This window comes from Saccharothrix sabaoui (genome assembly GCF_051756985.1).
Lineage (GTDB): Bacteria > Actinomycetota > Actinomycetes > Mycobacteriales > Pseudonocardiaceae > Actinosynnema.
The window spans coordinates 1-22,454 of sequence record NZ_JBPKJK010000115.1 but is presented as its reverse complement, the minus strand read 5'-3'; the positions used below and the strand labels follow the sequence as shown (position 1 = coordinate 22,454).

Sequence of the window (22,454 nt, the reverse complement as noted above, 5' to 3'; positions counted from 1 at the left end):
CGGTGCGGGGGCTCTCGTCGTCGTGGGGGGTGCGATCAGGCGTCGTCGAGGCCGATCGCGAACGCCGCCTCCGTGTCGCGCTTGGAGTAGGAGCGGAACGAGATGTGCGTGTCGGTGTTGAGCACGCCGGGGACCTTGGAGATGCGGCCGGGGACCAGGTCGGCGAGGTCCTCGTGGCGGGCCACCTTGACCAGCGCGATCAGGTCCACGTCGCCCGCGCACGAGTAGACCTCGGTGACGCCCTCGATGTCGGCGATCGCCTGCGCCGCGTCCGGGATGGTGTCGGCGGCGGCCTGGATCAGCACGATCGCGGTGATCACGGGGGTCCTCCTGGGGGAGTCGGGGTGTCGACCGCCCACATGCTAGTGGCCCGCCCGGCCGACGACCTGCCCAGCCGACGACCTGCCCGCCTGCCCGGCTTGCGTGCCCGGCCTGCCCAGCCCGGCCCGCCTGCCCAGCCCGGCCCGCCCGCCCGGTCGGCCTGCCCGCCCGGTCTGCCCGCCTGCCTGGTCGCGTGCCCGGCCGGTCAGTGGCCGGTGTCGGCCCGGTACTGGTCGCGCCCCGCCTCGGCGCGCGCCACCCAGTCGCGCCAGGCGCCCGCCGCGCCCGCCGGCGAGGTCCACGGCGTGTCGCAGTGCACGAGGCGGGTACCGGGCTGGTCGAGCCAGCGCAGCACGACGGCGGTCTCCTCCGGCGGCGCGCCGCGCAGCGGTCCCGGGCCGGGCACGACGGTCTCGGCGGCGGCCACCAGGGCGTCCACCACCGGCATGGGGCGGACGCCCCGGGGCGCGGTGCCGGCCGAGGCCAGGCGACCGTGCCGGACGACGGCGAAGTGCCAGCCGCCGGAGCCGTCCGGGCGGGCGGCGACGAGTTCGGGCAGGGCGGCCAGGCCCGCCAGGCGCTGGGCCAGGTCCAGGGCGCGGACCAGCGACGACGCCCGGTCGCGGTGGGTGGCTGCGTCCTCGAACCGGTGCGCGGCGGCCAGCTCGTCCAGGTGCGCGGCCAGGGCGGACAGCGGCGCGGTGTCCTCGCCCGCGACGAGGGCGCGGAAGGCCGCGGCGGCGGGCGCGTAGTCGTCGGGGGACTGCTTCCCCGCGCACGGCGCCTTGCAGCGGCCCAGTTCGAGCAGGGCGCACGGGGACCCCGCCGCGTTGCGCGGGATGCGCTGGGAGCACGCGCGCAGCGGGATGGCCTCCTGGAGGGTCTCCTGGGCCGCCTCGGCGACGCGGCGCGTGCGGAAGGGGCCGAAGGCGCCCTCGCGCGGCGTGCGGACCACGGACAGGCGCGGGAACAGCTCGTCGGTCAGGGCGAGCCACCACGCGCCGGCCTGGTTCTTCGAGCGGCGGTTGTAGGCCGGTTTGTGCGCGGTGATCAGGCGCAGCTCGCGGACCTGGGCCTCCAGCGGGTGCGCGCACTCGACGACGTCCACCCGCACGGCCAGGGCGACCATCTCGCGCAAGCGCTTGCGGCCCTCGCTGGCGGTGAAGTACTGGCGGACCCGGCGGCGCAGGTCGGAGGCCGTGCCGACGTACAGGACCTCCTCGGACGGCCCGCGGAACAGGTAGACGCCCGGCGTGGACGGCAGGTCGGCGGCGAGGGTGCGCTTGCGCCGCTGCTCCGGGGTGACCTCGGGCAGGTAGGCGAGCAGCTCCTCCAGCGAGTGCACGCCGAGGTTGCCGACCCGTTCGAGGAGCCGGTGCAGGACCTCGACGGTGGCCTGGGCGTCGACCAGCGCCCGGTGGTTGGGCGTGACGGGCACGCCGAACAGCTGCGCGAGCGCGGACAGGCGGACGCTGGGCGCCTCGTCGCGGGTGAGCACGCGGCGGGCCAGGCGGACCGTGCAGACGACCGTGGGCTTCGGCCAGGCGTAGCCCAGGCGGGCGCACGCGGCCTTGAGGAAGCCGACGTCGAAGCCCGAGTTGTGCGCCACCAGGACCGCGCCGGCGGCGAACTCCAGGAACGCGGGCAGCACGACGCGCAGCGACGGCGCGCCCGCCACCATCACCTGCGTGATCCCGGTCAGGGCCACGACCTGCGGCGGGATGCCCCGCTCGGGGTCGACGAGGGTGCCGAACTCACCGATCACCCGACCGCCGCGGACCTTGACCGCGCCGATCTCGGTGATGGCGTCCTCGTCCGCCCGGCCACCCGTGGTCTCCAGGTCGACCACCACGAAGGTGGTCTCGCGCAGCGGGGTGCCCAGTTCGTCGAACGTGAGCTGAGTAGTCATCAGCCGGGCACGGTAGCCGGGTGGTCCGACACTCCGGGGGCGACCTCGCGTTACCGGATCGGTGGGTGGTGGGTGCGAGCCGTAGCCTGTACGGGTGCAAGACCCGATAGCGCCCCTCGACGAGGACGACGACCTGGAGCCGGAGCAGGCCGTCGAGTCCACCGTGGACTGGTCCTCGCTGCCCGAGCCGCTGCGCGCGCGGCTGGCGGAGCTGAGCGCGGACGCGTTGGGCGACCTGGCCAAGGTCGACGTGCCGCAGTCGCTGCGCGCGGTGGCGCGGTTCGCCCCCACCAAGCGTGCCAGGCTCGGCAGCGGTCCGCTGATCAGCGGGCTGCGGTCGTCGTCGAACTTCCGCGCGGCGGTCGTGGAGTGGTTGCAGCGCAACCGGCCCGCGGCCCTGGAGACCACCTCGCCGGACCCGGTCGCGGCCGGCGCGGCGGCGATCCTCCAGGGCGAGGAGGTCGCGGCGCACTTCGTGGAGCTGGTGGCCCGGCGGGGCGCGGACGCGGCGCTGCGCACCGAGCGGGACGGCGCCTTGCAGCGGCTCGAACGCCTGGAGGCGGAGCTGGAGCGGCTCCGGGCGGAGCGGGTCGCGGCGGGCGGAGCGGCGGAGAAGGTGCGCGAGGAGGTCGAGGTCGAGCTCGACCGGCTGCGCAAGAAGCACCGCGAGCAGGGCGTGCGGCTCAAGGAGGCCAAGGACCGCGCCGAGGCGGCGGCGGCCGAGGTCGAGCGGGTGCGCGCCGAGGCGGCGGCGGAGGTGCGGCGGCTGACCGCGGAGCGCGACCGGGAGCGCGAGCGGGCCGAGAACGAGCGCGCCAGGGCGCGGCGGGCCGCCGCCGACGCCGAGGTGGCGCGGCAGTCGGCCAAGGAGGCCCGCCAGGCCGACGAGGTGCGGCTGGCGCTGCTGGTGGACACGCTGGACGGCGCGGTGAACGGCCTGCGGCGGGAGCTGGCGCTGGGCGGCGCCGGACCGCGTCCCGCCGACCTCGTGCGGGGCGCCAGCGCGGCGCAGGGCGCGGTCGGGCGGGTGGAGGACCCGGCGGCCCTGGACCGGCTGCTGGCGCTGCCCGCGGTTCACTTGATCGTGGACGGCTACAACGTCACCAAGACCGGCTACCCGGAGCTGTCGCTGTCCGACCAGCGCGACCGGCTCGTGCACCAGCTGGCCGTGCTGGCGGCCCGCACCGGCGCGGAGGTGACGCTGGTGTTCGACGGCGCGGGCGTGGTCGCCGTGCCGACGTCCGCGCCGCGCGGGGTGCGGGTGCTGTTCAGCGATCCGGGCGTGCTGGCGGACGACGTGATCCGGGCTCTGGTGACGGCCGAGCCCGAGGGCCGTCCGGTCGTCGTGGTGACGTCCGACCGGGCGGTCGCGGACTCCGTCCGACGGCGGGGCGCGCACCCGGTGCCGTCCGCGGTGCTGCTGGCACGCCTTGGCCGGGTGTGAGACACATCGTATTTTTCACACTGTCGGGTGACACACGACAAGGTCACAGCCGTGCAGTCCGAGCTTCTGTGGCGACTTTGCGTGTTTAGGGGACCCCGGTGGTGGACGCTGACCCCGGTGTTTCGTAACCTAGCCGAGATCTCGTGGCGAGCATGCCGGCCAGCCTGGCCGGCGACACGGGGTCACCGCCGAATCGGCCTGTCGGGGTGCCGAGCCGGACACGAGCTCAGGGCTGCCGGGTCGCGTCACGCGCCCGGAACCGGCTAGGCGGTTCACACTGAAGGAGACTCACGCGACTGTGGCGTCGCAACGACTCAAGCGCGGCCTGCGCGGGGCGATGGCGGCCACGGCGGTGGCCGCTGCCGCGGTGGGCGTTCTGCCCGTACCCGCCGGAGCCCAGCCCAACACGCCCGCGAACGCCTCCGAGGCGCTGAAGAAGTACAACGAGCTGGCCGAGCAGGCCACCAAGCTCAACGAGGAGCTGTTGCGCGCCGAGGAGCAGCGCAACGCCAACCAGACCGAGCTGGACAAGGCCAACGCCGACCTCGCCCAGGCCACCCAGGCGGGTGACCAGGCGAAGGCCGACGAGGAGAACTTCCGCGGCCAGGTCGACAAGCTGACCGAGGCGTCGTTCGAGGGCGCGCGGTTCAACCAGCTCTCGGCGCTGCTGGTGTCCGACTCCCAGCAGGACTTCCTCAACCGCATGTCCGCGCTGGGCGTGCTCGCCTCGGACAACGAGGAGGCCCTCGCGAAGCTGTCCGGCGCGGTCGACGCCGCCGAGGACGCCCGCGCGAAGGCCGCGGACGCCCAGGGCCGCGCGCAGGCCGCGACCGACGAGGCGACCCGCATCGCCGAGGACGTCAAGAAGCGCCAGAGCGAGCTCAACGGGCAGATCGACGAGGTCAAGACCCAGCTCAACCGCCTCACCTCGGCCGAGCGCACCACCCTGGCCGACGCGGGCGAACGCCCGGACGTGGCCATCCCGTCGGGCGCGGCGGGCGAGGCGCTGGACTTCGCGCTCGCCCAGATCGGCAAGATGTACTCGTACGGCGCGACCGGCCCGAACGTGTACGACTGCTCCGGCCTGACCATGAAGTCCTACGCGGCGGCGGGCGTCAGCATCCCGCGCACCAGCCAGGGCCAGGCGGGCGCGGGCCGCGCGGTCAGCCGCGGCGAGGTCACCGCGGGCGACCTGATCATCTACAACGGCGGCATGCACGTCGGCATGGCGGTCGACAACGGCCGCGTCGTGCACGCCTCCACCGACGGCGTCCCGGTCAAGGTCGTCGGTCTCAACGAGCCCGGCTCCATCTACGCGATGCGGCGCATCGCGGGCTGACGTCGGACCTGCGCGGGGCCATCCTGGTAACGGGGTGGCCCCGTCCCGTCTGCGCGGGTCGTCCGCCGGGCACGTCGACTGGAGGTTCGTGAGCCGCTACCGGGTCCTGCTGGCCCTCGTGGTCGTCGTGACCTTCCTGTCCGGCCTCGCGGTGGCCGTCGTGCCGCCGGGCGCGTCACCGCCGTCGGCCACCGCCTCGGCCCCGGTCGACGCGCCGCGCGAGGCCGCCGTCCGCGCGCTGCTCGACCGGCGGGCCAGGGCGCTGCTGGAACGCGACGAGGCCGCGTTCACCGCCGACCTCGACCCGGGCGCCGACCCGGCGTTCCGGCAGCGGCAGCGCGACCTGTTCCGCAACCTCGCCGCCGTGCCGGTCGAGGAGTGGGGCTACCTCGCCTCCGGCGGCGGCGCGGACCTCGGGTCGGTGGCGCTGCCCGCCGCCGACGAGTCGTGGGCACCCGACGTGCGGCTGTCCTACCGGCTGCGGGGCGTCGACGCGGCGGCCGGCAGCCACCCCATGGCGTACCTGTTCACCCGTCACGGCGACCGCTGGTACCTCAACTCCGACACCGCGCTGGAGGCCGTCGGCAAGCGCACGTGGCGCGGGCCGTGGGACTTCGGGCCGTGCCACGTGATCACCGGGACCGGCGGGTTCGTGCTCAGCCACCCCGGTGGCGAGGTGCTGGCCGCGCGGGTGCTCGCCGAGCTGGACGGCGCGGTGCGCGCGGTCACCGAGGTGTGGGGCGACGCCTGGTCGCGGCAGGTCGCCGTCCTGGTCCCGGGCGGCCCGGAGGAGATGCGGGCCCTGGTCGGGCCGGGGTTCGCCACCGGCACCATCGCGGGCGTCGCCGTCGCCGACCGGGTCGACCCCGTGACGCGCACCGCGCTCGGCCAGCGGGTCGTGCTCAACCCCGAGAGCGCGGGCAAGCTGTCGCCGCTGGCGCTGCGCGTGCTGCTGCGGCACGAGATCACCCACGTCGCGGCGCGCGGCGAGACCGTCGACGGCGCGCCGATGTGGCTGCTGGAGGGGTTCGCCGACTACGTGGGCTACCGGCGCAGCGACGTGCCCCCGCGCAAGGCGGCGCCGCTGCTGGCCGCGCAGGTGCGCGAGTCGCCCCCGACCGGGCCGCCCCCGGACGAGGACTTCCGGGGGGCCGGGATGGAACTGGCCTACCAGCAGGCGTGGTCGCTGAACCTGTACCTGGCCTCGACGCTGGGCGAACCGGGGTTGGTGGCGCTCTACCGGCGGCTGGCGCGGGTGCCCGCGTCCGCGGTGGACGCCGTGCTGGTCGAGGAGACCGGCCTGGACACCGCCGGCCTGGTCGCGGGCTGGCGGGAGTTCCTCCGGGCGACGTTCCCGTAGGGATCGCCCGCGGGGGCCTTCCCGTAACGTGGGCGCGTGCGTCGGACCCTGTTGGTGACCAATGACTTCCCGCCCCGGCCCGGGGGCATCCAGGCGTACCTGCACGCGCTGGCCGTGCGGCTGCCCGAGCTCGTGGTGTACGCGCCGTCGTGGACCTCGCCCGCCGGGTCGCACCCCGAGTTCGACGAGGTGCAGCCGTTCGAGGTCGTCCGGCACCCCGGGACGCTGATGCTGCCGACGCCCGACGTGCTGCGGCGTGCGTCCGACATCCTGCGCGGTGCCCGCTGCGACGCCGCGTGGTTCGGCGCGGCGGCCCCGCTGGCGCTGATGGCGCCGTGGCTGCGGTCGGCGGGGGCGGAGCGGGTCGTGGCGTCGACGCACGGGCACGAGGTGGGCTGGTCGATGCTGCCGGGGGCGCGGCAGGCGCTGCGGCGGATCGGGTCCGGGGTGGACGTGGTGACGTACGTGAGCCGGTACACGCGGTCGCGCTTCTCGGCGGCGTTCGGGCCGATGGCGGCGCTGGAGCACCTGCCGTCCGGTGTGGACACGTCGGTGTTCAAGCCGGACGCGGGGGCGCGGGAGGAGCTGCGCGCCCGGTACGGCCTGGGGGACCGGCCGGTGGTGGTGTGCGTGTCCCGGCTGGTGCCGCGCAAGGGGCAGGACGTGCTGGTGCGGGCGTTGCCGGAGATCCGCAGGCGGGTGCCGGGGGCGGCGTTGCTGGTCGTGGGCGGTGGGCCGTACCGGGGGACGTTGGAGCGGTTGGCGTCGGACGTCGGCGTGTCCGGGGACGTGGTGCTGACCGGGTCGGTGCCGTGGCAGGAGTTGGCGGCGCACTACAACGCGGGGGACGTGTTCGCGATGCCGTGCCGGACGCGGGGGCGCGGGCTGGACGTCGAGGGGCTGGGCATCGTGTACCTGGAGGCGTCGGCGACCGGGCTGCCCGTGGTGGCGGGTCGGTCGGGTGGTGCGCCGGAGACGGTGCGGGACGGTGTGACGGGCCGGGTGGTCGACGGGCGGGACGTGGCGGAGGTGGCGTCCTCGGTGGCGACCCTGCTGGCCGACCCGGGCCTGGCGGCGAAGATGGGCGAAGCCGGCCGCGAGTGGGTGACCCGCGAATGGCGCTGGGACGCCCTGGCCGATCGCCTGGTTGGATTGTTGAACAATTAACCCCGCCCCAGTCGAACCCGGCTGCTCCTGCGCTGACCGCCCCACCTGCTTCGCCTGGGCTGCCTGTTCCACTTGGTCTTGGCAGCCGTTTCCGAGCTACGGGCGTTGGGCGGTCGGCTTCGGCGCGGCGGGCTGCGCGTGGCGACCCGGTCCTCGACCGTTCCTTCAGGTCGCCAGTCGACGCCAGGAAACGAGGAAGACCAGCGCTGCGGTGATCGACCCGGCGGAGGCGAACGACCCCGCCCCGAGGTAGACGACCCACTCGTGGTCGCGCACCGTCCCGGTCAGGCCGACGCGGACGAGCGGCACGCCCCAGAGGATGCCGCCGAGGACCAGCCCGATCAGGGCGGACAGCGCGGCGAGCGATCCGATGACGACCCGGCCGACCCGGCGGCGGCCCTCGTAGCGGTGCAGAGCGCCGCGGCGCACCAGCCACCACGACGCCAACGCCGCCAGGCCCAGCGCGATCGCGTCCGCGGCGAGGGTGTCGCTGAGCCGGTGCCACTTCGCGGTGAGGGTGTAGTGACCGATGCCGACCGCCCACGGCAGCACCAGGAGCATCACCACGCCGCGCCACCGGTGGGGCGCGACGATCACGGCGGCGAACAGGACGGTCATGGCGATCGTGGTGTGCCCGCTGGGCAGGCTGTTGTGGGCGTAGTCGCCCGTCACCTCCACCAGCGGGGGACGCACCAGCACGAACCGCTTGAGGACCTGGACGACGACCTGCCCGAGCACGATCACCCCGACCGACGCGACCACGAGGTCCCAACGCCGCCGCAGCGCGCCGACCAGCGCGATCGCCAGCGTGGCCGCCGCCAACGAGTAGACGGTGATCTCGTCCAGCGCCCCCCACGCCTGACCTGCCTGGGCCTCGTCGACCTGGTCCGCGCCCCGCAAGGCGGCGTTCTCCAGCTCCTGGCCCGCCGTCGTCCACACGGCGAGCACGTAGACCAGTGCCGCCACCGCGAAGGCGGCGACCGCGACGACCTGCCACCGCCGAGAAGTCGCCAGGGCGACCGGCCGCTGGTCCACCCCGCCGTCCACCACCTCGCCGTCCACCACCTCGCCGTCCACCACCACGCCTGCCGCCTCCACTGGTCCGTTCGCACCGACATCGTGGACCAGGAGGGGGTTCGGCGCCCGGCGTGCCGATCAGCGAGGAGGTGAGCAGGGGATTGTTGAACGAGTGAATCTGGTGAATCTTGGGCTGGTTCGTGTTTGTAGGATTGTTGAACGAGGCCGGTGGGGGTCAGGGGAGCCGGTAGCCGGTCAGGTCGGCCAGTTCGGCCGCGCGTCGCAGTTCGGTGGTCGCGGCCAGGTGGTCACCGGCGGCGGTGAGGGTGGTGGCCAGTTCGGTGCGGGCCAGGTGTTCGGTGATGCGCAGACCCAGGCGGGCGGTCAGGGTGACCGCCTGGGTCGCCAGGGCGCGCGCTTCCGGCAACTCGCCCACCAGCCTGCGGACGCCCGCCAGGCCGACCAGGGCCCTCGCCTCACCGGGCCGGTAACCGATGCGGCGGGCCTTGGTCAGCGCCTGCTGGTACTGCTCGTCCGCCACCCGGAGCGAGGCCAGGCCCACGTGGGCGCCCGCCATCGCGACCAGGACGTTCGTCGTGATCCGCTGGTCACCGCCCTCCCGCAGCTCGGCCAGCGCGCGGTCCGCCAGCGCCAGCGCCTCGGCGTGCTCGCCCAGGTCCAGCCGCACCGACGCGGTGCTCTCCAACGCCCTCGCCGCCGCCTCGCGGAACCCGCCCTCGGTCGCCAGGCGGAGCGCCTCGTCCAGGTGCCCCAGAGCCCGCCGCGGTTCGCCCATCAGCTGCGCCGCCACGCCGAGCAGGGTCAACGCCGTGATCCGGCTCCCCCTCAGCCCGTGCTCGACGCTGATCGCCAGCGCGTCACCCAGGAAATCGACGGCCTCGGCCAGCTCCCCGGTCTCGACCGCCAACGCGCCGAGGTCCGTCAGCACGCCCGTCTCACCCGACCTCGGCCCGCCGGCCTCGCGCTTGAGCGCCAGGCACGTCTCCAGGTCGTTGCGCGCCGACGCCAGGTCGCCCGCCTCCATCCGCACCACGCCGAGGCTGCCGCGCACCCCCGCCTCGGACGCCAGGTCGCCCGACGCCCGGTGCAGCTCCACGGCCCGCGTGTAGTGCGCGACGGACGTGGCGAAGTCGCCGAGCCGCCAGTGCAGCGTGCCGAGGTTCTGGTGCATCGCCGCCTCACCGGCCTCGTCGCGCTGCTCGTGCGCGGCGTGCAGGCCGTACCGCGCGGTCGACAGCCAGTCGGCCACGTGCTTGCCGATCAGCAGGTAGCCGCGCAGCGCGTCCGCCAGCCGCCACGACACGGCCGCCGGGCCCCGTTCGGCCGCCGACCGGATCGCCGCGGTCAGGTTCGCCCGTTCCGCGTCCAGCCAGGCGCGGGCCTGTGAGGGGGTCTCCACGCCGGGTAGGCGCAGGCCGGGGGAAGCGGAAGCAGGCGCGGACTGCGACGTGGGCAGGCGCATCAGGTCCGGGTACAGCAGCTCCGCGCAGTGGTCGACCGCCCGCACGTAGAACTCCAGCAGCCGCAGCCGGGCGTCCTCCGCGTCCCCCGCCCCCGGCACCGCGAAGCGGGCCAGGACGTCGTGGAACGAGTACCGCCCGCCCGACGCCCGCACGAGCCGTGCGCCGGCGAGCCGGTCGAGCAGCGACGCCGCCTCGCCCACCGGCAGGTCCGCCACGCGCGCGGCGGCGTCGGCGGTGAAGTCCGGTCCCGGCACGACGCCGAGCAGCCCGAACAACCGCCGCGCCGCCGGCGTGAGGGCGTCGAGCGCCAGGTCGAGCGGGTGCCGGTCGCCCAGCCGGTCCAGGTAGCGGGTCAGCGACCCGCCGCCCACCGACGCCGCCGCCACGGTCAGCGCCAGCGGCAGGTACCCGCAGCGGCGGGCCAGCTCGCGGGCGGCCTGCCCGGTCCGGCCGAGCAGCACCTGCGCCTCGTCCGGTCCCAGCACGTCCAGCGGCACGCGCCGCGCGCCGTCCACGGCGATCAGGCCGCGCAGGTCGTCGCGGCTCGTCACCAGCACCGGGCAGCTCGCCGCGCCCGGCAGCAGCGGGCGCACCTGGTCGGGCGCGGCGGCGTTGTCGAGCACCAGCAGCATCCGGCGGCCGGTGAGCAGGGAGCGGAACAGGGTGGACTGCTCGTCGAGGTCCACCGGGATCTGCTCCGGCGGCACGCCCAGCGCCCGCAGGAACCGGGTCAGCACCTCCGCCACCGACGTCGGCGGCCCCGGCGCGTACCCGCGCAGGTCCGCGTACAGCCGCCCGTCGGGGAACCGCTCCCGCAGCCGGTGCGCCACGTGCACCGCCAGCGCGGTCTTGCCCACGCCGGGCGCGCCCGTCAGCGCCACGACCGGCACGGCGGTGCCCGGCGCCGACGGGGGAGCGACGAGCCGGGAGATCCGGTCCACCAGCTCCTCCCGCCCCACCAGGGCGGGCACGTCGGGCGGCAGGTCGTCGGGCACGTCCCGGTCGACGCGCTCGCCGGGCGCGGCCAGGGCCGGGTCACCCACCAGGATCGCCTGGTGCACCGCGCGCAGCGCAGCGCCCGGTTCGATGCCGAGCTGCTCGTCGAGCAGCCGGTCGACCTGCCGGAACGCCGCCAGCGCCTCGGCCTGCCTGCTGGCCCGGTACAGCGCGACCATCAGCTGCGCCCAGAACCGCTCGCGCAGCGGGTGGTCGGCGGTCAGCGCGCGCAGCACCGGCACCAGCCGCTCGTGGTTGCCCAGTGCCAGCTCGACGTCGTTGCGCTCCTCGTGCACGACCAGCAGCCGCTCGGCCAGCCGCGGCACCTCGTCGGCGCGCAGCGACTCCGAGGGCACGTCCGCCAGCGCCGGCCCGCGCCACAGCGACAGCGCCTCGGCGTACAGCTCGGCCGCGTCGGCCGGTCGACCGGACCGGGCGGCCTGCCGGGCCAGGTCCGCGGTGGTGGCGAACCGGTGCACGTCGACGTGCTCCGGCGGCACGACCAGCCGGTAGCCGTCGGGGGTGGTCCGGATCAGCGACGGGTCGCCCAGCAGCTGCCGCAGCCGCATCACGTAGGTCTGGAGCGTGCCGCGGGTGCGCGCGGGCGGCGAGCCGCCCCAGAGGAACGACACCAGTTCGCCAATCGAGACGACCCGGCCGGCGCGCAGCGACAGCGCCGCGAGCAGGGCCCGGTGCTTGCCCGCCCGGACGGGCACGGCCTGACCGTGTATGCGCACGTCAAGAGGGCCTAGGAGGCCGAACCACGGCCCTTGGCCCATCCGCTCGCGTCCCCTCGTTCCGGCGGTCCGGGCGCAGCGCCGGGCAGCCGCTGACGGCACGAGTCATCGCCGCGTCAGCGATACGACAGCGCTGTGCGGCAGTCTTGTGCCATCCCGGTCGGGGGACCGGGGCGGCAGAACTTCTCGGGTCCGCGTCAGCGGATACGCGATCACTGGGGGTCGGGTGGCCCGCACCGCGAGGTGCGTGCCACTCGTCTTTTGTGTCCCGTTCGGCGGAGGGTAAACCTCCGGCCCGCCCGCCGTGGGCGGATCAGCTGTAAATCGCCTCGATGTCCTGCTTGTAGGTGGACGCGACCACCGAGCGGCGCAGCTTGAGGCTCGGCGTCATCTCGCCGCCGGCCTCGGTGAAGTCCACCGGCAGGATGCGGAACTTCTTGATCGCCTCCGCCTTGGACACCGCCTGGTTGGCCTCGTCCACGGCCGCCTGGATCTCGGCGCGCAGCACCTCGTCGTCCACGAGGTCGGCCACGGTCGTCGACGCGGGCTTGCCGTGCTGCTCCCGCCACGACGGGAAGAACTCGGGGTCGATCGTGACGAGCGCCCCGATGAACGGCTGCGCGTCGCCGACCACCATGCACTGGCTGATCAGCGGGTGGGCGCGCAGGCGGTCCTCCAGCACGGCGGGGGAGACGTTCTTGCCGCCCGCCGTGACGATGATCTCCTTCTTGCGGCCGGTGATCCTGAGGAAGCCGTCGCCGTCCAGCTCGCCGAGGTCGCCGCTGTGGAACCAGCCGTCCTCCAGCGCCTCGCCGGTGGCGGTCGGGTTGTTCCAGTAGCTGCGGAACACCACGTCGCCCTTGATCAGGATCTCGCCGTCCTCGGCGATGCGCACCGCGGTGCCGGCCACCGGGCGGCCCACCGTGCCGACGCGGAACGCGGTCTCGGTGTTCACGCACGCCGCCGCGCTGGTCTCGGTCAGGCCGTAGCCCTCCAGCACCGGCACGCCCACGCCGCGGAAGAAGTGCGCCAGCCGCGCGCCCAGCGGGGCGCCGCCGGACACCGCCGCGATGCACCGGCCGCCCAGCGCCGCCTGGAGCTTGCTGTAGACGAGCTTCGAGAACACCGCGTGCTTGATCTTGAGCCCGAGCGGGGCGCGGCCGGTGTCCAGCGCCTCGCTGTAGGCCACCGCGGTCGCCTCGGCGGCGTCGAAGATCTTGCCCTTGCCGCCGGCGTGCGCCTTCTGCTTCGCGCCGTTGTAGACCTTCTCGAACACGCGCGGCACGGCCACCACGAACGTCGGCCGGAACGACTGGAGGTCCTCGACGAGGTTCCTGATGTCGGCGGTGTGGCCGAGCGTGACCCGGGCGTAGACGCCGCACAGGGCGATGGCGCGGGCCAGGATGTGCGCGAGCGGCAGGAACAGCAGCAGCGAGTTGCCCGCCTGCATGAGCTGCGGGAACGCGCTGATGTCCGCGCGGATCTCGGACAGCAGGTTGTAGTGGGTCAGCTCGCAGCCCTTGGGGCGGCCGGTGGTGCCGGAGGTGTAGACGATGGTCGCCGTGTCGTCCGCGCCGACCTCCTTGCGCCGGGCGCGGGCGTCGTCGTCGGACACCGAGGCGCCGAGCGCGGTCAGCTCGTCGATCGCGCCCGCCGCGTCGCCCGCCGGGCCCTCCACCTGCCACACGTGCCGCACCTCGGGCAGGCCGGACACGACCGAGTCCACGGTGGCGCGGTGGGCGTCGGTCTCCACGAACACGGCCTTGGCGCCCGAGTCGCCGAGGATCCACTCGACCTGCTCCGCCGAGGACGTCTCGTAGATCGGCACGACGACGCCGCCGGCGTGCCAGATCGCGAAGTCGAGCAGGGTCCACTCGTAACGGGTCTTGGACATCAGGCCCACCCGTTCACCGGGCTGGATGCCCGCCGCGACGAGCCCCTTGGCGACCGCGAGGACCTGGGCGGCGAAGTCGCGGGCGGTGACGTCCACCCACGTGCCGTCCACGCGTCGGCGGAAGCTGACGGCGTTGCCGAAGCGCTCCGCGTTCGCCCACACCATGTCGGTGAGGTTCTCCTCGGCAGCCACGGTGGCGGTGGCGGGGACGCTGAACTCGCGCACGTCGACCTCCGGACGTTGTTTGTTACCGGTGGGGAAACTTAGCCTGTGATTCCGGTGATACACCAGGCCGGGGCATGGTTCCGTAACCGTGTCGTGGCACTCTTCCCACCCGTGCCCACCGTCGACGTCGTGGACGAGACCTTCCTCGCGGTGCCCCCCGCCGTGGTCGCCGCCGCTTTCGCGCCCCCCGCCGCGTGGCGGGAGCTGTGGCCCGACCTGGTGCTGGACGTCTACCTCGACCGGGGGACGCGGGGACTGCGCTGGACGGTGGGGGGTGCGTTGGTCGGGACGATGGAGGTGTGGCTGGAGCCCGTCCTCGACGGGACCCTGCTGCATTACTTCCTGCGTGCCGACCTCGCGGGCGGGGCGTCGCCGAAACGCGTCCGGAAGGAGGTGCGGCGCCGCCAACTGGCCGCCAAGGAGGTGTCGCTCGGCCTCAAGGCGACCCTGGAGGCCGGTCGCCCGCCGGGGGTCGCGCCCGCGCTGCCGTAGATTCGACCTCCGTGAGGGTTCACGTCGTCTCGGATGTCCACGGCAACGCGGAGGCCCTCGCTCGCGCCGGGGACGGCGCCGACGCGCTGGTGGTGCTCGGCGACCTGGTCGACTTCGTCGACTACTACGACCACGGCAAGGGCATCCTCGGCCGCGTGTTCGGCCCGGAGAAGGTCGGGGTGTTCGCCCGGCTGCGGCGCGGCCGGGCCGGCGCGGAGACCGTCCGGTACATGCGGTCGCTGTGGGAGGGCCTGGACAACGCCGCCGAGGTGGTCCGCGAGGCCGTCGAGGAGCAGTACGCGGAGCTGTTCGGCGCGATGACCGCGCCCACCTACGCCACGCCCGGCAACGTCGACGACCCCGACCTGTGGCCGCGGTTCGCCCGCGACGGCGTGCACGTGCTGGACGGCGAGGTCGCCGAGATCGGCGGGCTGCGGTTCGGTTTCGCGGGCGGCGCGGTGCTGCACCCCGGGTTCGTGCCCAACCGGCGCGGCCCGTGGCGGCCCTACCTGCGCGCCGAGGAGGAGTTCGGCGCGGCCCTGGCCGGCCTGGGCGCGGTGGACGTGCTGTGCACGCACGTGCCGCCCGCGGTGGCCGAGCTGACCTACGACGTGGTGGCCCGCCGGCCCGAGCTGGGGTCCACCTCGCTGCTGGCCGTGATCGAGCGCGAACGGCCCCGCTGGTCGGTGTTCGGGCACGTCCACCAGCCGCTGGCGCGGCGCGTGCGGGTGGGGCGGACCGAATGCGTGAACGTCGGCCACTTCCAGCGCACCGGCACGCCCCACGTGCTGCGTTGGTGAGGTCAACAACCGGGTAGCCTCCCCGGCATGGCCGACGAGTCCACCCAGTCCATCGTCATCGACGCGACGCCCGAGGAGATCGTGGCGGTCATCGCAGACTTCGACGCGTACCCCGAGTGGGCCAACGGGGTGAAGCGCACCGAGGTGCTGGAGACCGGGGCGGACGGCCGGGCGGCCCAGGTGAAGTTCAACATCGACCAGGGCCCGATCAAGGACGAGTACGTGCTGGCCTACGACGAGTGGTCGCCGGACCGCATCTCGTGGCGCCTCGTCAAGGGGCAGATGCAGAAGTCGCAGGAGGGCAGCTACGCGCTGACCCCCAAGGGCGGCTCGACCGAGGTGGTCTACACGCTCTCGGTGCAGCTCGTGGTGCCGATGATCGGCCTGTTCCGCCGCAAGGCCGAGAAGATGATCATGGACACCGCGCTCAAGGAGCTCAAGCGCCGGGTGGAAAACGCGTAGATGACCGCCCGGCTGCTGCTGTTCACCGGCAAGGGCGGGGTCGGCAAGACCACCCTGGCCGCCGCCACCGCCACCGCGCTCGCCGCCGGTGGCCGCAAGGCGCTGGTCGTGTCCACCGACCCGGCGCACTCGCTGGGCGACGCGCTCGACGTGCCGCTGTCCGCCGAGGTCGCCGAGGTCGACGGGGGTCTGTGGGCCGCCCAGGTCGACCCGCGGGCCCTGGTCGACGACGCGTGGCGCGACCTGCGCGGCCACCTGCGGACCGTGCTCGCCGGCGCGGGCGTGGACGAGCTGGACGCCGAGGAGCTGACCGTGCTGCCCGGCGTCGAGGAGCTGCTGGCGCTGTCGGAGGTGCGGCGGCTCGCCGAGCACGGGCCGTGGGACGTCGTGGTCGTCGACTGCGGCCCCACCGCCGAGACGCTGCGCCTGCTCGCCCTCCCCGAGGCGGTCGCCTCCTACCTCGAACGGCTGTTCCCGACCCACCGCCGCGTGGTGCGCGGCCTGCTCGCCGGGGTGGCCGGCAGCACGTCGGTGGAGAGGTGGGACGCCACCGCCGACGCCCTCGGCCGGCTCGCCGAGGACCTGGAGCGGCTGCGCGCCCTGCTGACCTCGCCGACCACCGCCGTCCGGCTCGTGCTGACCCCCGAGCGGGTGGTCGCCGCCGAGACCCGGCGGACCGTGACGGCGCTCGCGCTCCAGGGCATCCGGGTGGACGGCGTCGTCGCCAACCGCGTCGTGCCCGACCCCGGCGACGACCGCGGCCCGGCCGCCGACTGGCTGCGCACCCGCCGCGCCGAGCAGGACGCCGTGCTGGCCGAGCTGTCCGACCTGGCCGCGCTGCGCACCGTCGCGCACCGCGCCGCCGAACCCGTCGGCACGGCCGCCCTGCTGGAGGTCGCCGAGGGGCTCTACCTCGGGCGCGACCCGCTGGAGGGCGAGGCCGGCGACGGCCCGCTGCTGGAGGTCTCGCGGACCGGCGAGCGCGAGTACACGCTGCGCGTCGCGCTGCCCGTCGGCGACTCCGAGCTGGAACTCGCCCGGGTCGGCGACGACCTGGCCGTGACCGTGGACGGCCGGCGGCGGCTCCTCGCCCTGCCGTCGCTGCTCAAGCGCTGCCTGGTGACCGGCGCGGAACTGGACGACACCGGGTTGGCCGTGCGGTTCGCACCCGACCCCGACCTGTGGATGCGGTGAGGCACGTGGACGCCAAGCTCGCCGAGGAACTGCGCCTGCTGCTCGACGCCGCCGCCGAGAGAGCCCAACCGTGGCTGCACCGGGTCGCCCACCAGGACGAGGACCGGCCGGGCGGCGAGGGCCACGACGCGCGGACCTGCGGCTGGTGCCCGCTGTGCAACGCGGTGGCGCTGGCCCGGGGCGACCGCTCCGAGCTGGCCGCGAAGGCCGCCGAGCACCTGGCCGGGCTGGTCGCCGTGCTGCGCGCCGCGCTGGCCGAACCCGAGCGGGCCGCCGCTCCCGCCGCCGGACCCGACCCGGGGTCGGAGCCGGACGCGGGGTCGGAGCCGGACGCGGGGTCGGAGCCGGACGCGGGGTCGGGGAGGCCGCGCGTGCAGCACATCCCGGTCGTCCGCCGCGCGCGGGGGAGCCGGTGCTGACCATCGGCGTCGACGTCGGCGGCACGAGCGTGCGCGCCGGCGTGGTGGACGGTGACGGCGCGGTGCTCGACACGGCGCGCGCGGCGACCCCCAGCGGTGAGGAAGCCCTGGAGGAGGCCATCGGCGCGACCGTCGCCGAGGTCGCCTCGCGGCACCGGGTGACCGCGGTGGGCCTGGCCGTGGCCGGGTTCGTCGCCCCCGACCGCCGCACGGTGCGGTTCGCGCCGCACCTGGCGTGGCGGCAGGCGCCCGTGGCGGACCGGATCTCCCGCCGCGTCGGGATGCCCGTCGTCCTGGAGCACGACGCCAACGCCGCCGCGCTCGCCGAGCACCGGTTCGGCGCGGCCCGCGGCGCCGGCGTCGCCGCGCTCGTGGCCATCGGCACCGGCATCGGCGGCGCGCTGCTCATCGACGGCGAGGTGTTCCGCGGCGCGCACGGCGTGGCGCCGGAGCTGGGCCACCTGCGGCTCGTGCCCGACGGCAGGCCCTGCCCGTGCGGCAAGAACGGTTGCTGGGAGCGCTACTGCAGCGGCACGGCGCTGAGCACCACCGCGGTCGAGCTGCTGGCCCGTCACCCCGGCGCGTCGACCCTGCTCACCCGCGAGTCGCTGGGTGACTCGCGGGCGGTCACCGGGCGCCGCGTCGCCGCCGCGGCCCGCGACGGCGACCCGCTCGCGCTGCGCGCCCTGGCCGACCTGGCCCGCTGGCTCGGCGAGGGGCTGGCCCTCGTCGCGGACGTGTACGACCCGGAGGTCGTGGTGATCGGCGGCGGCGTGTCCGAGTCCGCGCCGCTGTTCCTCGACGAGGCGCGCGACCGCTACGCGGCCGTGGTGACCGGCGCGGGGCACCGCCCGCTGGCCCGCATCCGCCCCGCGCAGCTCGGCGACGACGCCGGCATCGTCGGCGTGGCGACCCTCGCGCGGGACGTCGTCGGCCGTGCCGCCCGCAACGGTCGGGCCCGCTGAGCGCCGCCCGCGCCGCGTACAGTCGCGTCATGCGCACCCGCGGTGTCCCGGGACCGGACCCGGTGTCACCGCTCGACGTGCCGGGGTCGGCGTGAGGACCGGCGCGGCGAGCGGGCACGCCGGTTACTTCCACGAGACGGCGTTCTACGGCAGCGACGACGGCTTCCTCGACCTCGTCGTGCCGTTCCTGGACGAGGGCCTCGCGCACGGCGAACCGGTGCTGGTGGCGTGCGTGGAGGCCAACGAGCGCCTGCTGCGCGACGCCGTGTCCGACCCCTCGGCCGTCGTGTTCCTGCCGTGCGCCGACCAGTACCGCCGCCCGACGGACGCGATCCTCGCCTACCGCAGGCTGTTCGCCGGGTACGCCGGGGCGCACCAGATCCGCGTGGTCGGCGACGTGCCGCACCCCGGGACCGGCGCCGCGTGGGGCTGGTGGTCGCGCTACGAGGCCGCGGTCAACGAGGTGTTCGACGAGTTCCCGCTGTGGGGGCTGTGCCCCTACGACCTGCGCACCACCCCGGCCGCGGTGCTGGCGGACGTGCTGCGCACCCACCCGTACGTGGTGGGCCCGGACGGCGGGCACGCCGCCAACCCCGAGCACTCGACGCGCTGGGCGTGGCCCGCCGCCGACCCCGACCCGCTCCAGGCCGGCCCGCCCGCCGTGGCGCTGACCGACCCGTCGCCCGCCGAGGCCAGGCACGCGGTGACCGCGGTGGTCGCGACGACCGCGCTGACCGGGGACGAGCGCGACGACGTCGTGTACGCGACCAGCGAGGCCGTGACCAACGCGCTGTGCCACGGCAAGCCGCCGGTGTCCGTGCGCGCCTGGGCCGGCCGCACGCGCGTGGTCGTCGCCGTGACCGACCGCGGCTCGGGGCCGTCGTCGCCGCTGGCCGGGCTGATGCCGACCAAGGACACGACGAGCGCCGGCATCGGCCTGTGGCTCACCCACCGCACGTGCCGCGACGTGGCGATGACGCGCGACGACGAGGGCTACACGATCCGCGTGACCGTGGGCTCCTGAGCGGCGCTCACAGCACCGCCCCGTCGTCCCAGCCGGAGTCCGGCGGCGGCCCGCTGCGCATCCGCAGCACCAGCCACCCGGCGCCCGAGCACATCACCACCAGCGCCAGCGGCGTGCCGACCGCGCCCGTCAGCCCGAACAGGCCGGGGGCGACCAGCACCACCACGCCCAGCAGGATCAGCACCAGCGCCGCGATCGTCCCGGGCCGCAGCGCGGGCAGCGGCGGCGGGTCGGGCGGCACGTAGTGGCTGTCGGGGTCGTCCTCGTCGAGGTCGTCGGGGTCGTCCTCGGCGGTGGCCACCGCCGGTCCGCTCCCGGGGTTCGCCGGCCTCACCGGCTCCGCCTCGTCGTCGGCCTGGTCGTCCGCTGCGTCGTCCGCCTCGTCGTCGGACCAGGCGCGCCTGCCGACGCCCTCGCGCTCCAGGCCCGCGACGATCTCGGCGAAGGTCGCGTCCACGTCCTCCGGCCCGTCGGTCGGGTCGCGTCGGGAGTTCATCGGCGTGCTCCAACCCTCCGAGCCTTCACAGGCGGGTGCCAGGGGTTCCATCGTCCCACGACCCCGGTGCGTTGCGGATCGCGTCAGACGGGCGATCACCGGACCGTACCCCCTCCGCGCGGGTCTTCGTTGTGCCTTGTGGTGTCGGCTCCGTAGGCTGGCGTGGGGATCAAGCACGTCGAGGAGGCGCTCCTACCGGTGCTGTACTGGTTGATGAAACACATCTTTCTCGGGCCACTCCTGAAGTTGTTCTTCCGACCCCGGATCATCGAGGGCGCGGAGAACATCCCCAAGGAGGGCGGAGCCATCCTCGCGAGCAACCACCTCGCGGTCTCCGACTCGTTCTTCCTCCCGCTGAAGCTGTCCCGCCGGGTCACCTTCCCCGCCAAGATCGAGTACTTCACCGGGAAGGGCTTCAAGGGCGCCCTCCAGCGCTGGTTCTTCTCCGGCGTCGGGCAGGTGCCGATCGACCGGTCCAGCGCGTCGGCGGCGCAGGGGGCGCTGGACACCGGCGTGCGGATCGTGCGCGAGGGCAAGCTGCTCGGCATCTACCCGGAGGGCACCCGCTCGCCGGACGGCCGGCTCTACAAGGGCAAGGTCGGCGTGGCCTGGATCGCCCTGGAGTCGGGCGCGCCGGTCATCCCGATCGCGATGTTCGGCACGGACAAGGCCAACCCCATCGGCTCGAAGATGTGGAAGCCCTACCCGATCCGGATCAAGATCGGCAAGCCGTTGGACTTCTCCCGCTACGAGGGGCTGTCCGGCGACCGGTTCGTGCTGCGGTCCATCACCGACGAGATCATGTACGCCCTGATGGAGCTGTCCGGGCAGGAGTACGTGGACGTCTACGCGGCCAAGGCCAAGGAGGTGCCCGGCGGCTCGTCGTCCGCCGGCTCGCCGTCCGCCGGGCAGGTCCCGCCGCCCGACCGGCTGCCCGAGACGAAGGCGGGCTGACCAGGACCCCGACGACCGGCACCCCCTAGGGTGTGCGCGTGCGGTTCTTCTACGACTGTGAGTTCATCGAGGACGGGGTCACCATCGACCTCGTCTCCATCGGCGTGGTCGACGAGGAAGGCCGCGAGTTCTACGCCGTGTCCACCGAGTTCGACCCGGCCAAGGCCGGGCCGTGGGTGCGGGCGAACGTGCTGAACCAGCTGCCGCCGCCCGCCAGCAAGGCTTGGCGCAGCCGGGAGCGCATCCGGGAGGACCTGCTCGACTTCCTCGGCGGCCCCAAGGCCAACCGGGACGACATCGAGCTGTGGGCGTGGTTCGCGGCCTACGACCACGTGGCGCTGGCGCAGCTCTGGGGGCCGATGCCCGCGCTGCCGCGCTGCCTGCCGCGCTTCACCCGCGACCTGCGGCAGCGCTGGGAGGACGTGGGCAAGCCGCGCCTGCCGCAGGCGCCCGCCGACGCGCACGACGCGCTGGCCGACGCCCGGCACAACCTGGCGCGGTGGAAGGTGATCGAGCTGGAGCGCCTGCGCCGCGGGTTCTCCCAGCGTTGACCCGGCGTTCTCCCGTTCGTCACGTCCGGTGGGTGGACCCTGCCTTGCTGCACCGATCCAGCACGTGTCACGCTTGGGTGACCCACGCCACGAGAGAGATTGGCTAAGCAAATGCGTATTGGTGTGCTCACCGGCGGTGGCGACTGTCCCGGCCTCAACGCGGTCATCCGCGGTGTGGTCCGCAAGGGCATCGAGGCCCACGGCTGGGACATCGTGGGCTTCCGCAACGGGTGGCGGGGACCGATCGAGAACCTGACCAAGCCGATCGGGCTCGCCGACGTCGAGGACATCCTGACCCGGGGTGGCACGATCCTCGGTTCGTCGCGCACCAACCCCTACAAGGTCGAGGGCGGTGTCGACCGCATCCGCGAGGTGCTCAAGGAGAACGGCGTCGACGCCCTCATCGCCATCGGCGGCGAGGACACCCTGGGTGTCGCCAAGCGCCTGACCGACGACGGCATCGGCGTCGTGGGCGTGCCGAAGACCATCGACAACGACCTGGGCGCGACCGACTACACGTTCGGCTTCGACACCGCCGTGCACATCGCGACCGAGGCGATCGACCGGCTCCGCACCACGGCCGAGTCCCACCACCGCGCCCTCGTCGTCGAGGTCATGGGCCGGCACGCCGGCTGGATCGCGCTGCACTCCGGCCTCGCCGGCGGCGCCAACGTCATCCTCGTGCCCGAGCGCGAGTTCAACGTCGACCAGGTCATCGAGTGGGTGGAGCGCCGCTTCGAGCGCCAGTACGCCCCGATCATCGTGGTCGCCGAGGGCGCGATCCCGCAGGGCGGCGCCGAGGTGCTGCACTCCGGTGAGAAGGACGCGTTCGGCCACGTGCGGCTGGGCGGCGTCGGCACCTGGCTGGCCGAGGAGATCGCCGAGCGCACCGGCAAGGAGTCCCGCGCGGTCGTGCTGGGCCACGTGCAGCGCGGCGGCGTCCCCACCGCGTACGACCGCGTGCTCGCCACCCGGTTCGGCCTGCACGCCGTGGACGCCGTCGCCGAGGGCGACTTCGGCGTCATGGTCGCGCTGAAGGGCACGGACATCGTGCGCGTGAAGCTGGCCGAGGCGACCGCCGAGCTGAAGACCGTGCCGCTGGAGCGCTACCAGGAGGCCGAGGTCTTCTTCGGCTAAACCCCTCCGCACCACGTCCAGGCCCCCCGAACCCCAGGTCCGGGGGGGTGATCTTGCGGGCGAGGTT

20 protein-coding genes are annotated in these 22,454 nt (G+C 74.5%); 14 read left to right on the top strand and 6 right to left on the bottom strand.

Going from position 1 to position 22,454, the window contains the following annotated elements:
* Positions 1-35: 35 nt before the first annotated feature.
* Both ACR807_RS29015 and ACR807_RS29010 read right to left on the bottom strand, forming a co-directional pair.
* Positions 36-320 (bottom strand): Lrp/AsnC family transcriptional regulator, encoded by a 285-nt coding sequence (locus tag ACR807_RS29015; protein ID WP_438924621.1) that lies wholly within the window; start codon positions 318-320, stop codon positions 36-38.
* A 206-nt stretch (positions 321-526) separates the two neighbouring features.
* Positions 527-2,230 (bottom strand): DEDD exonuclease domain-containing protein, encoded by a 1,704-nt coding sequence (locus ACR807_RS29010; RefSeq protein WP_438924620.1) that lies wholly within the window; start codon positions 2,228-2,230, stop codon positions 527-529.
* Positions 2,231-2,324: 94 nt separating this feature from the next.
* Between ACR807_RS29010 and ACR807_RS29005 the strand changes: the two genes are divergently transcribed.
* The 4 genes from ACR807_RS29005 (at position 2,325) to ACR807_RS28990 (ending at position 7,540) form a co-directional block, all read left to right on the top strand.
* On the top strand, positions 2,325-3,674 hold the full coding sequence (locus ACR807_RS29005; RefSeq protein WP_438924619.1) for an NYN domain-containing protein: 1,350 nt from the start codon (positions 2,325-2,327) through the stop codon (positions 3,672-3,674).
* A 298-nt stretch (positions 3,675-3,972) separates the two neighbouring features.
* Positions 3,973-5,013, top strand: coding sequence for a C40 family peptidase (locus ACR807_RS29000; protein ID WP_438924618.1), 1,041 nt, complete (start codon positions 3,973-3,975; stop codon positions 5,011-5,013).
* Between the two features lie 34 nt (positions 5,014-5,047).
* On the top strand, positions 5,048-6,373 hold the full coding sequence (locus ACR807_RS28995) for a gluzincin family metallopeptidase (protein WP_438924617.1): 1,326 nt from the start codon (positions 5,048-5,050) through the stop codon (positions 6,371-6,373).
* A gap of 36 nt (positions 6,374-6,409) precedes the next feature.
* Positions 6,410-7,540 (top strand): glycosyltransferase family 4 protein, encoded by a 1,131-nt coding sequence (locus ACR807_RS28990; RefSeq protein ID WP_438924616.1) that lies wholly within the window; start codon positions 6,410-6,412, stop codon positions 7,538-7,540.
* A gap of 165 nt (positions 7,541-7,705) precedes the next feature.
* Here the strand turns inward: ACR807_RS28990 and ACR807_RS28985 are convergent, their stop codons facing one another.
* The 3 genes from ACR807_RS28985 to ACR807_RS28975 all read right to left on the bottom strand — a co-directional run bounded on the left by ACR807_RS28985 (position 7,706) and on the right by ACR807_RS28975 (position 13,893).
* On the bottom strand, positions 7,706-8,623 hold the full coding sequence (locus tag ACR807_RS28985) for a phosphatase PAP2 family protein (RefSeq protein WP_438924615.1): 918 nt from the start codon (positions 8,621-8,623) through the stop codon (positions 7,706-7,708).
* Positions 8,624-8,792: 169 nt separating this feature from the next.
* Complete coding sequence (locus ACR807_RS28980; protein ID WP_438924614.1) at positions 8,793-11,774, bottom strand: AfsR/SARP family transcriptional regulator; 2,982 nt, start codon at positions 11,772-11,774, stop codon at positions 8,793-8,795.
* A 313-nt stretch (positions 11,775-12,087) separates the two neighbouring features.
* Positions 12,088-13,893, bottom strand: coding sequence for an AMP-dependent synthetase/ligase (locus ACR807_RS28975; RefSeq protein ID WP_438924613.1), 1,806 nt, complete (start codon positions 13,891-13,893; stop codon positions 12,088-12,090).
* A gap of 111 nt (positions 13,894-14,004) precedes the next feature.
* On the opposite strand from ACR807_RS28975, the gene ACR807_RS28970 reads away from it, so the two are divergent.
* From ACR807_RS28970 to ACR807_RS28940, 7 genes are all read left to right on the top strand, one after another.
* The gene (locus ACR807_RS28970; RefSeq protein WP_438924612.1) at positions 14,005-14,385 is read left to right on the top strand and encodes a polyketide cyclase / dehydrase and lipid transport; all 381 of its coding nucleotides are present in this window, start codon (positions 14,005-14,007) and stop codon (positions 14,383-14,385) included.
* 11 nt (positions 14,386-14,396) lie between these two features.
* Positions 14,397-15,185, top strand: coding sequence for a metallophosphoesterase family protein (locus ACR807_RS28965; RefSeq protein WP_438924611.1), 789 nt, complete (start codon positions 14,397-14,399; stop codon positions 15,183-15,185).
* 27 nt (positions 15,186-15,212) lie between these two features.
* On the top strand, positions 15,213-15,647 hold the full coding sequence (locus ACR807_RS28960; RefSeq protein WP_438924610.1) for an SRPBCC family protein: 435 nt from the start codon (positions 15,213-15,215) through the stop codon (positions 15,645-15,647).
* Positions 15,648-16,841: an ArsA family ATPase gene (locus ACR807_RS28955; protein ID WP_438924609.1), complete on the top strand. Its 1,194-nt coding sequence runs from the start codon at positions 15,648-15,650 to the stop codon at positions 16,839-16,841.
* A gap of 5 nt (positions 16,842-16,846) precedes the next feature.
* Positions 16,847-17,260, top strand: a complete 414-nt coding sequence (locus tag ACR807_RS28950; protein WP_438924608.1) for a hypothetical protein — start codon at positions 16,847-16,849, stop codon at positions 17,258-17,260.
* The gene (locus ACR807_RS28945) at positions 17,254-18,225 is read left to right on the top strand and encodes an ROK family glucokinase (RefSeq protein ID WP_438924607.1); all 972 of its coding nucleotides are present in this window, start codon (positions 17,254-17,256) and stop codon (positions 18,223-18,225) included. The genes ACR807_RS28950 and ACR807_RS28945 overlap by 7 nt, the downstream gene beginning before the upstream one ends.
* A gap of 91 nt (positions 18,226-18,316) precedes the next feature.
* Positions 18,317-19,249 (top strand): anti-sigma factor RsbA family regulatory protein, encoded by a 933-nt coding sequence (locus ACR807_RS28940; RefSeq protein ID WP_438924606.1) that lies wholly within the window; start codon positions 18,317-18,319, stop codon positions 19,247-19,249.
* A gap of 7 nt (positions 19,250-19,256) precedes the next feature.
* Here ACR807_RS28940 and ACR807_RS28935 read toward each other — a convergent pair whose 3' ends face one another.
* Positions 19,257-19,745, bottom strand: coding sequence for a hypothetical protein (locus ACR807_RS28935; protein ID WP_438924605.1), 489 nt, complete (start codon positions 19,743-19,745; stop codon positions 19,257-19,259).
* Positions 19,746-19,943: 198 nt separating this feature from the next.
* Between ACR807_RS28935 and ACR807_RS28930 the strand changes: the two genes are divergently transcribed.
* The 3 genes from ACR807_RS28930 (at position 19,944) to ACR807_RS28920 (ending at position 22,387) form a co-directional block, all read left to right on the top strand.
* The gene (locus ACR807_RS28930; protein WP_438924630.1) at positions 19,944-20,699 is read left to right on the top strand and encodes a lysophospholipid acyltransferase family protein; all 756 of its coding nucleotides are present in this window, start codon (positions 19,944-19,946) and stop codon (positions 20,697-20,699) included.
* A 38-nt stretch (positions 20,700-20,737) separates the two neighbouring features.
* A complete protein-coding gene (locus ACR807_RS28925; RefSeq protein ID WP_438924604.1) occupies positions 20,738-21,250 on the top strand; it encodes a polyadenylate-specific 3'-exoribonuclease AS in 513 nt (170 codons plus the stop codon).
* 111 nt (positions 21,251-21,361) lie between these two features.
* Positions 21,362-22,387, top strand: coding sequence for a 6-phosphofructokinase (locus tag ACR807_RS28920; RefSeq protein ID WP_438924603.1), 1,026 nt, complete (start codon positions 21,362-21,364; stop codon positions 22,385-22,387).
* The last annotated feature ends 67 nt before the right edge of the window (positions 22,388-22,454 follow it).

Excerpts from the sequence above, each read along its gene's own strand:
- ACR807_RS29010 (WP_438924620.1), bottom strand. The coding sequence starts at position 2,230 with ATGACTACTCAGCTCACGTTCGACGAACTGGGCACCCCGCTGCGCGAG.
- ACR807_RS28960 (WP_438924610.1), top strand. The coding sequence starts at position 15,213 with ATGGCCGACGAGTCCACCCAGTCCATCGTCATCGACGCGACGCCCGAG.
- ACR807_RS28955 (WP_438924609.1), top strand. The coding sequence starts at position 15,648 with ATGACCGCCCGGCTGCTGCTGTTCACCGGCAAGGGCGGGGTCGGCAAG.
- ACR807_RS28935 (WP_438924605.1), bottom strand. The coding sequence starts at position 19,745 with ATGAACTCCCGACGCGACCCGACCGACGGGCCGGAGGACGTGGACGCG.
- ACR807_RS28920 (WP_438924603.1), top strand. The coding sequence starts at position 21,362 with ATGCGTATTGGTGTGCTCACCGGCGGTGGCGACTGTCCCGGCCTCAAC.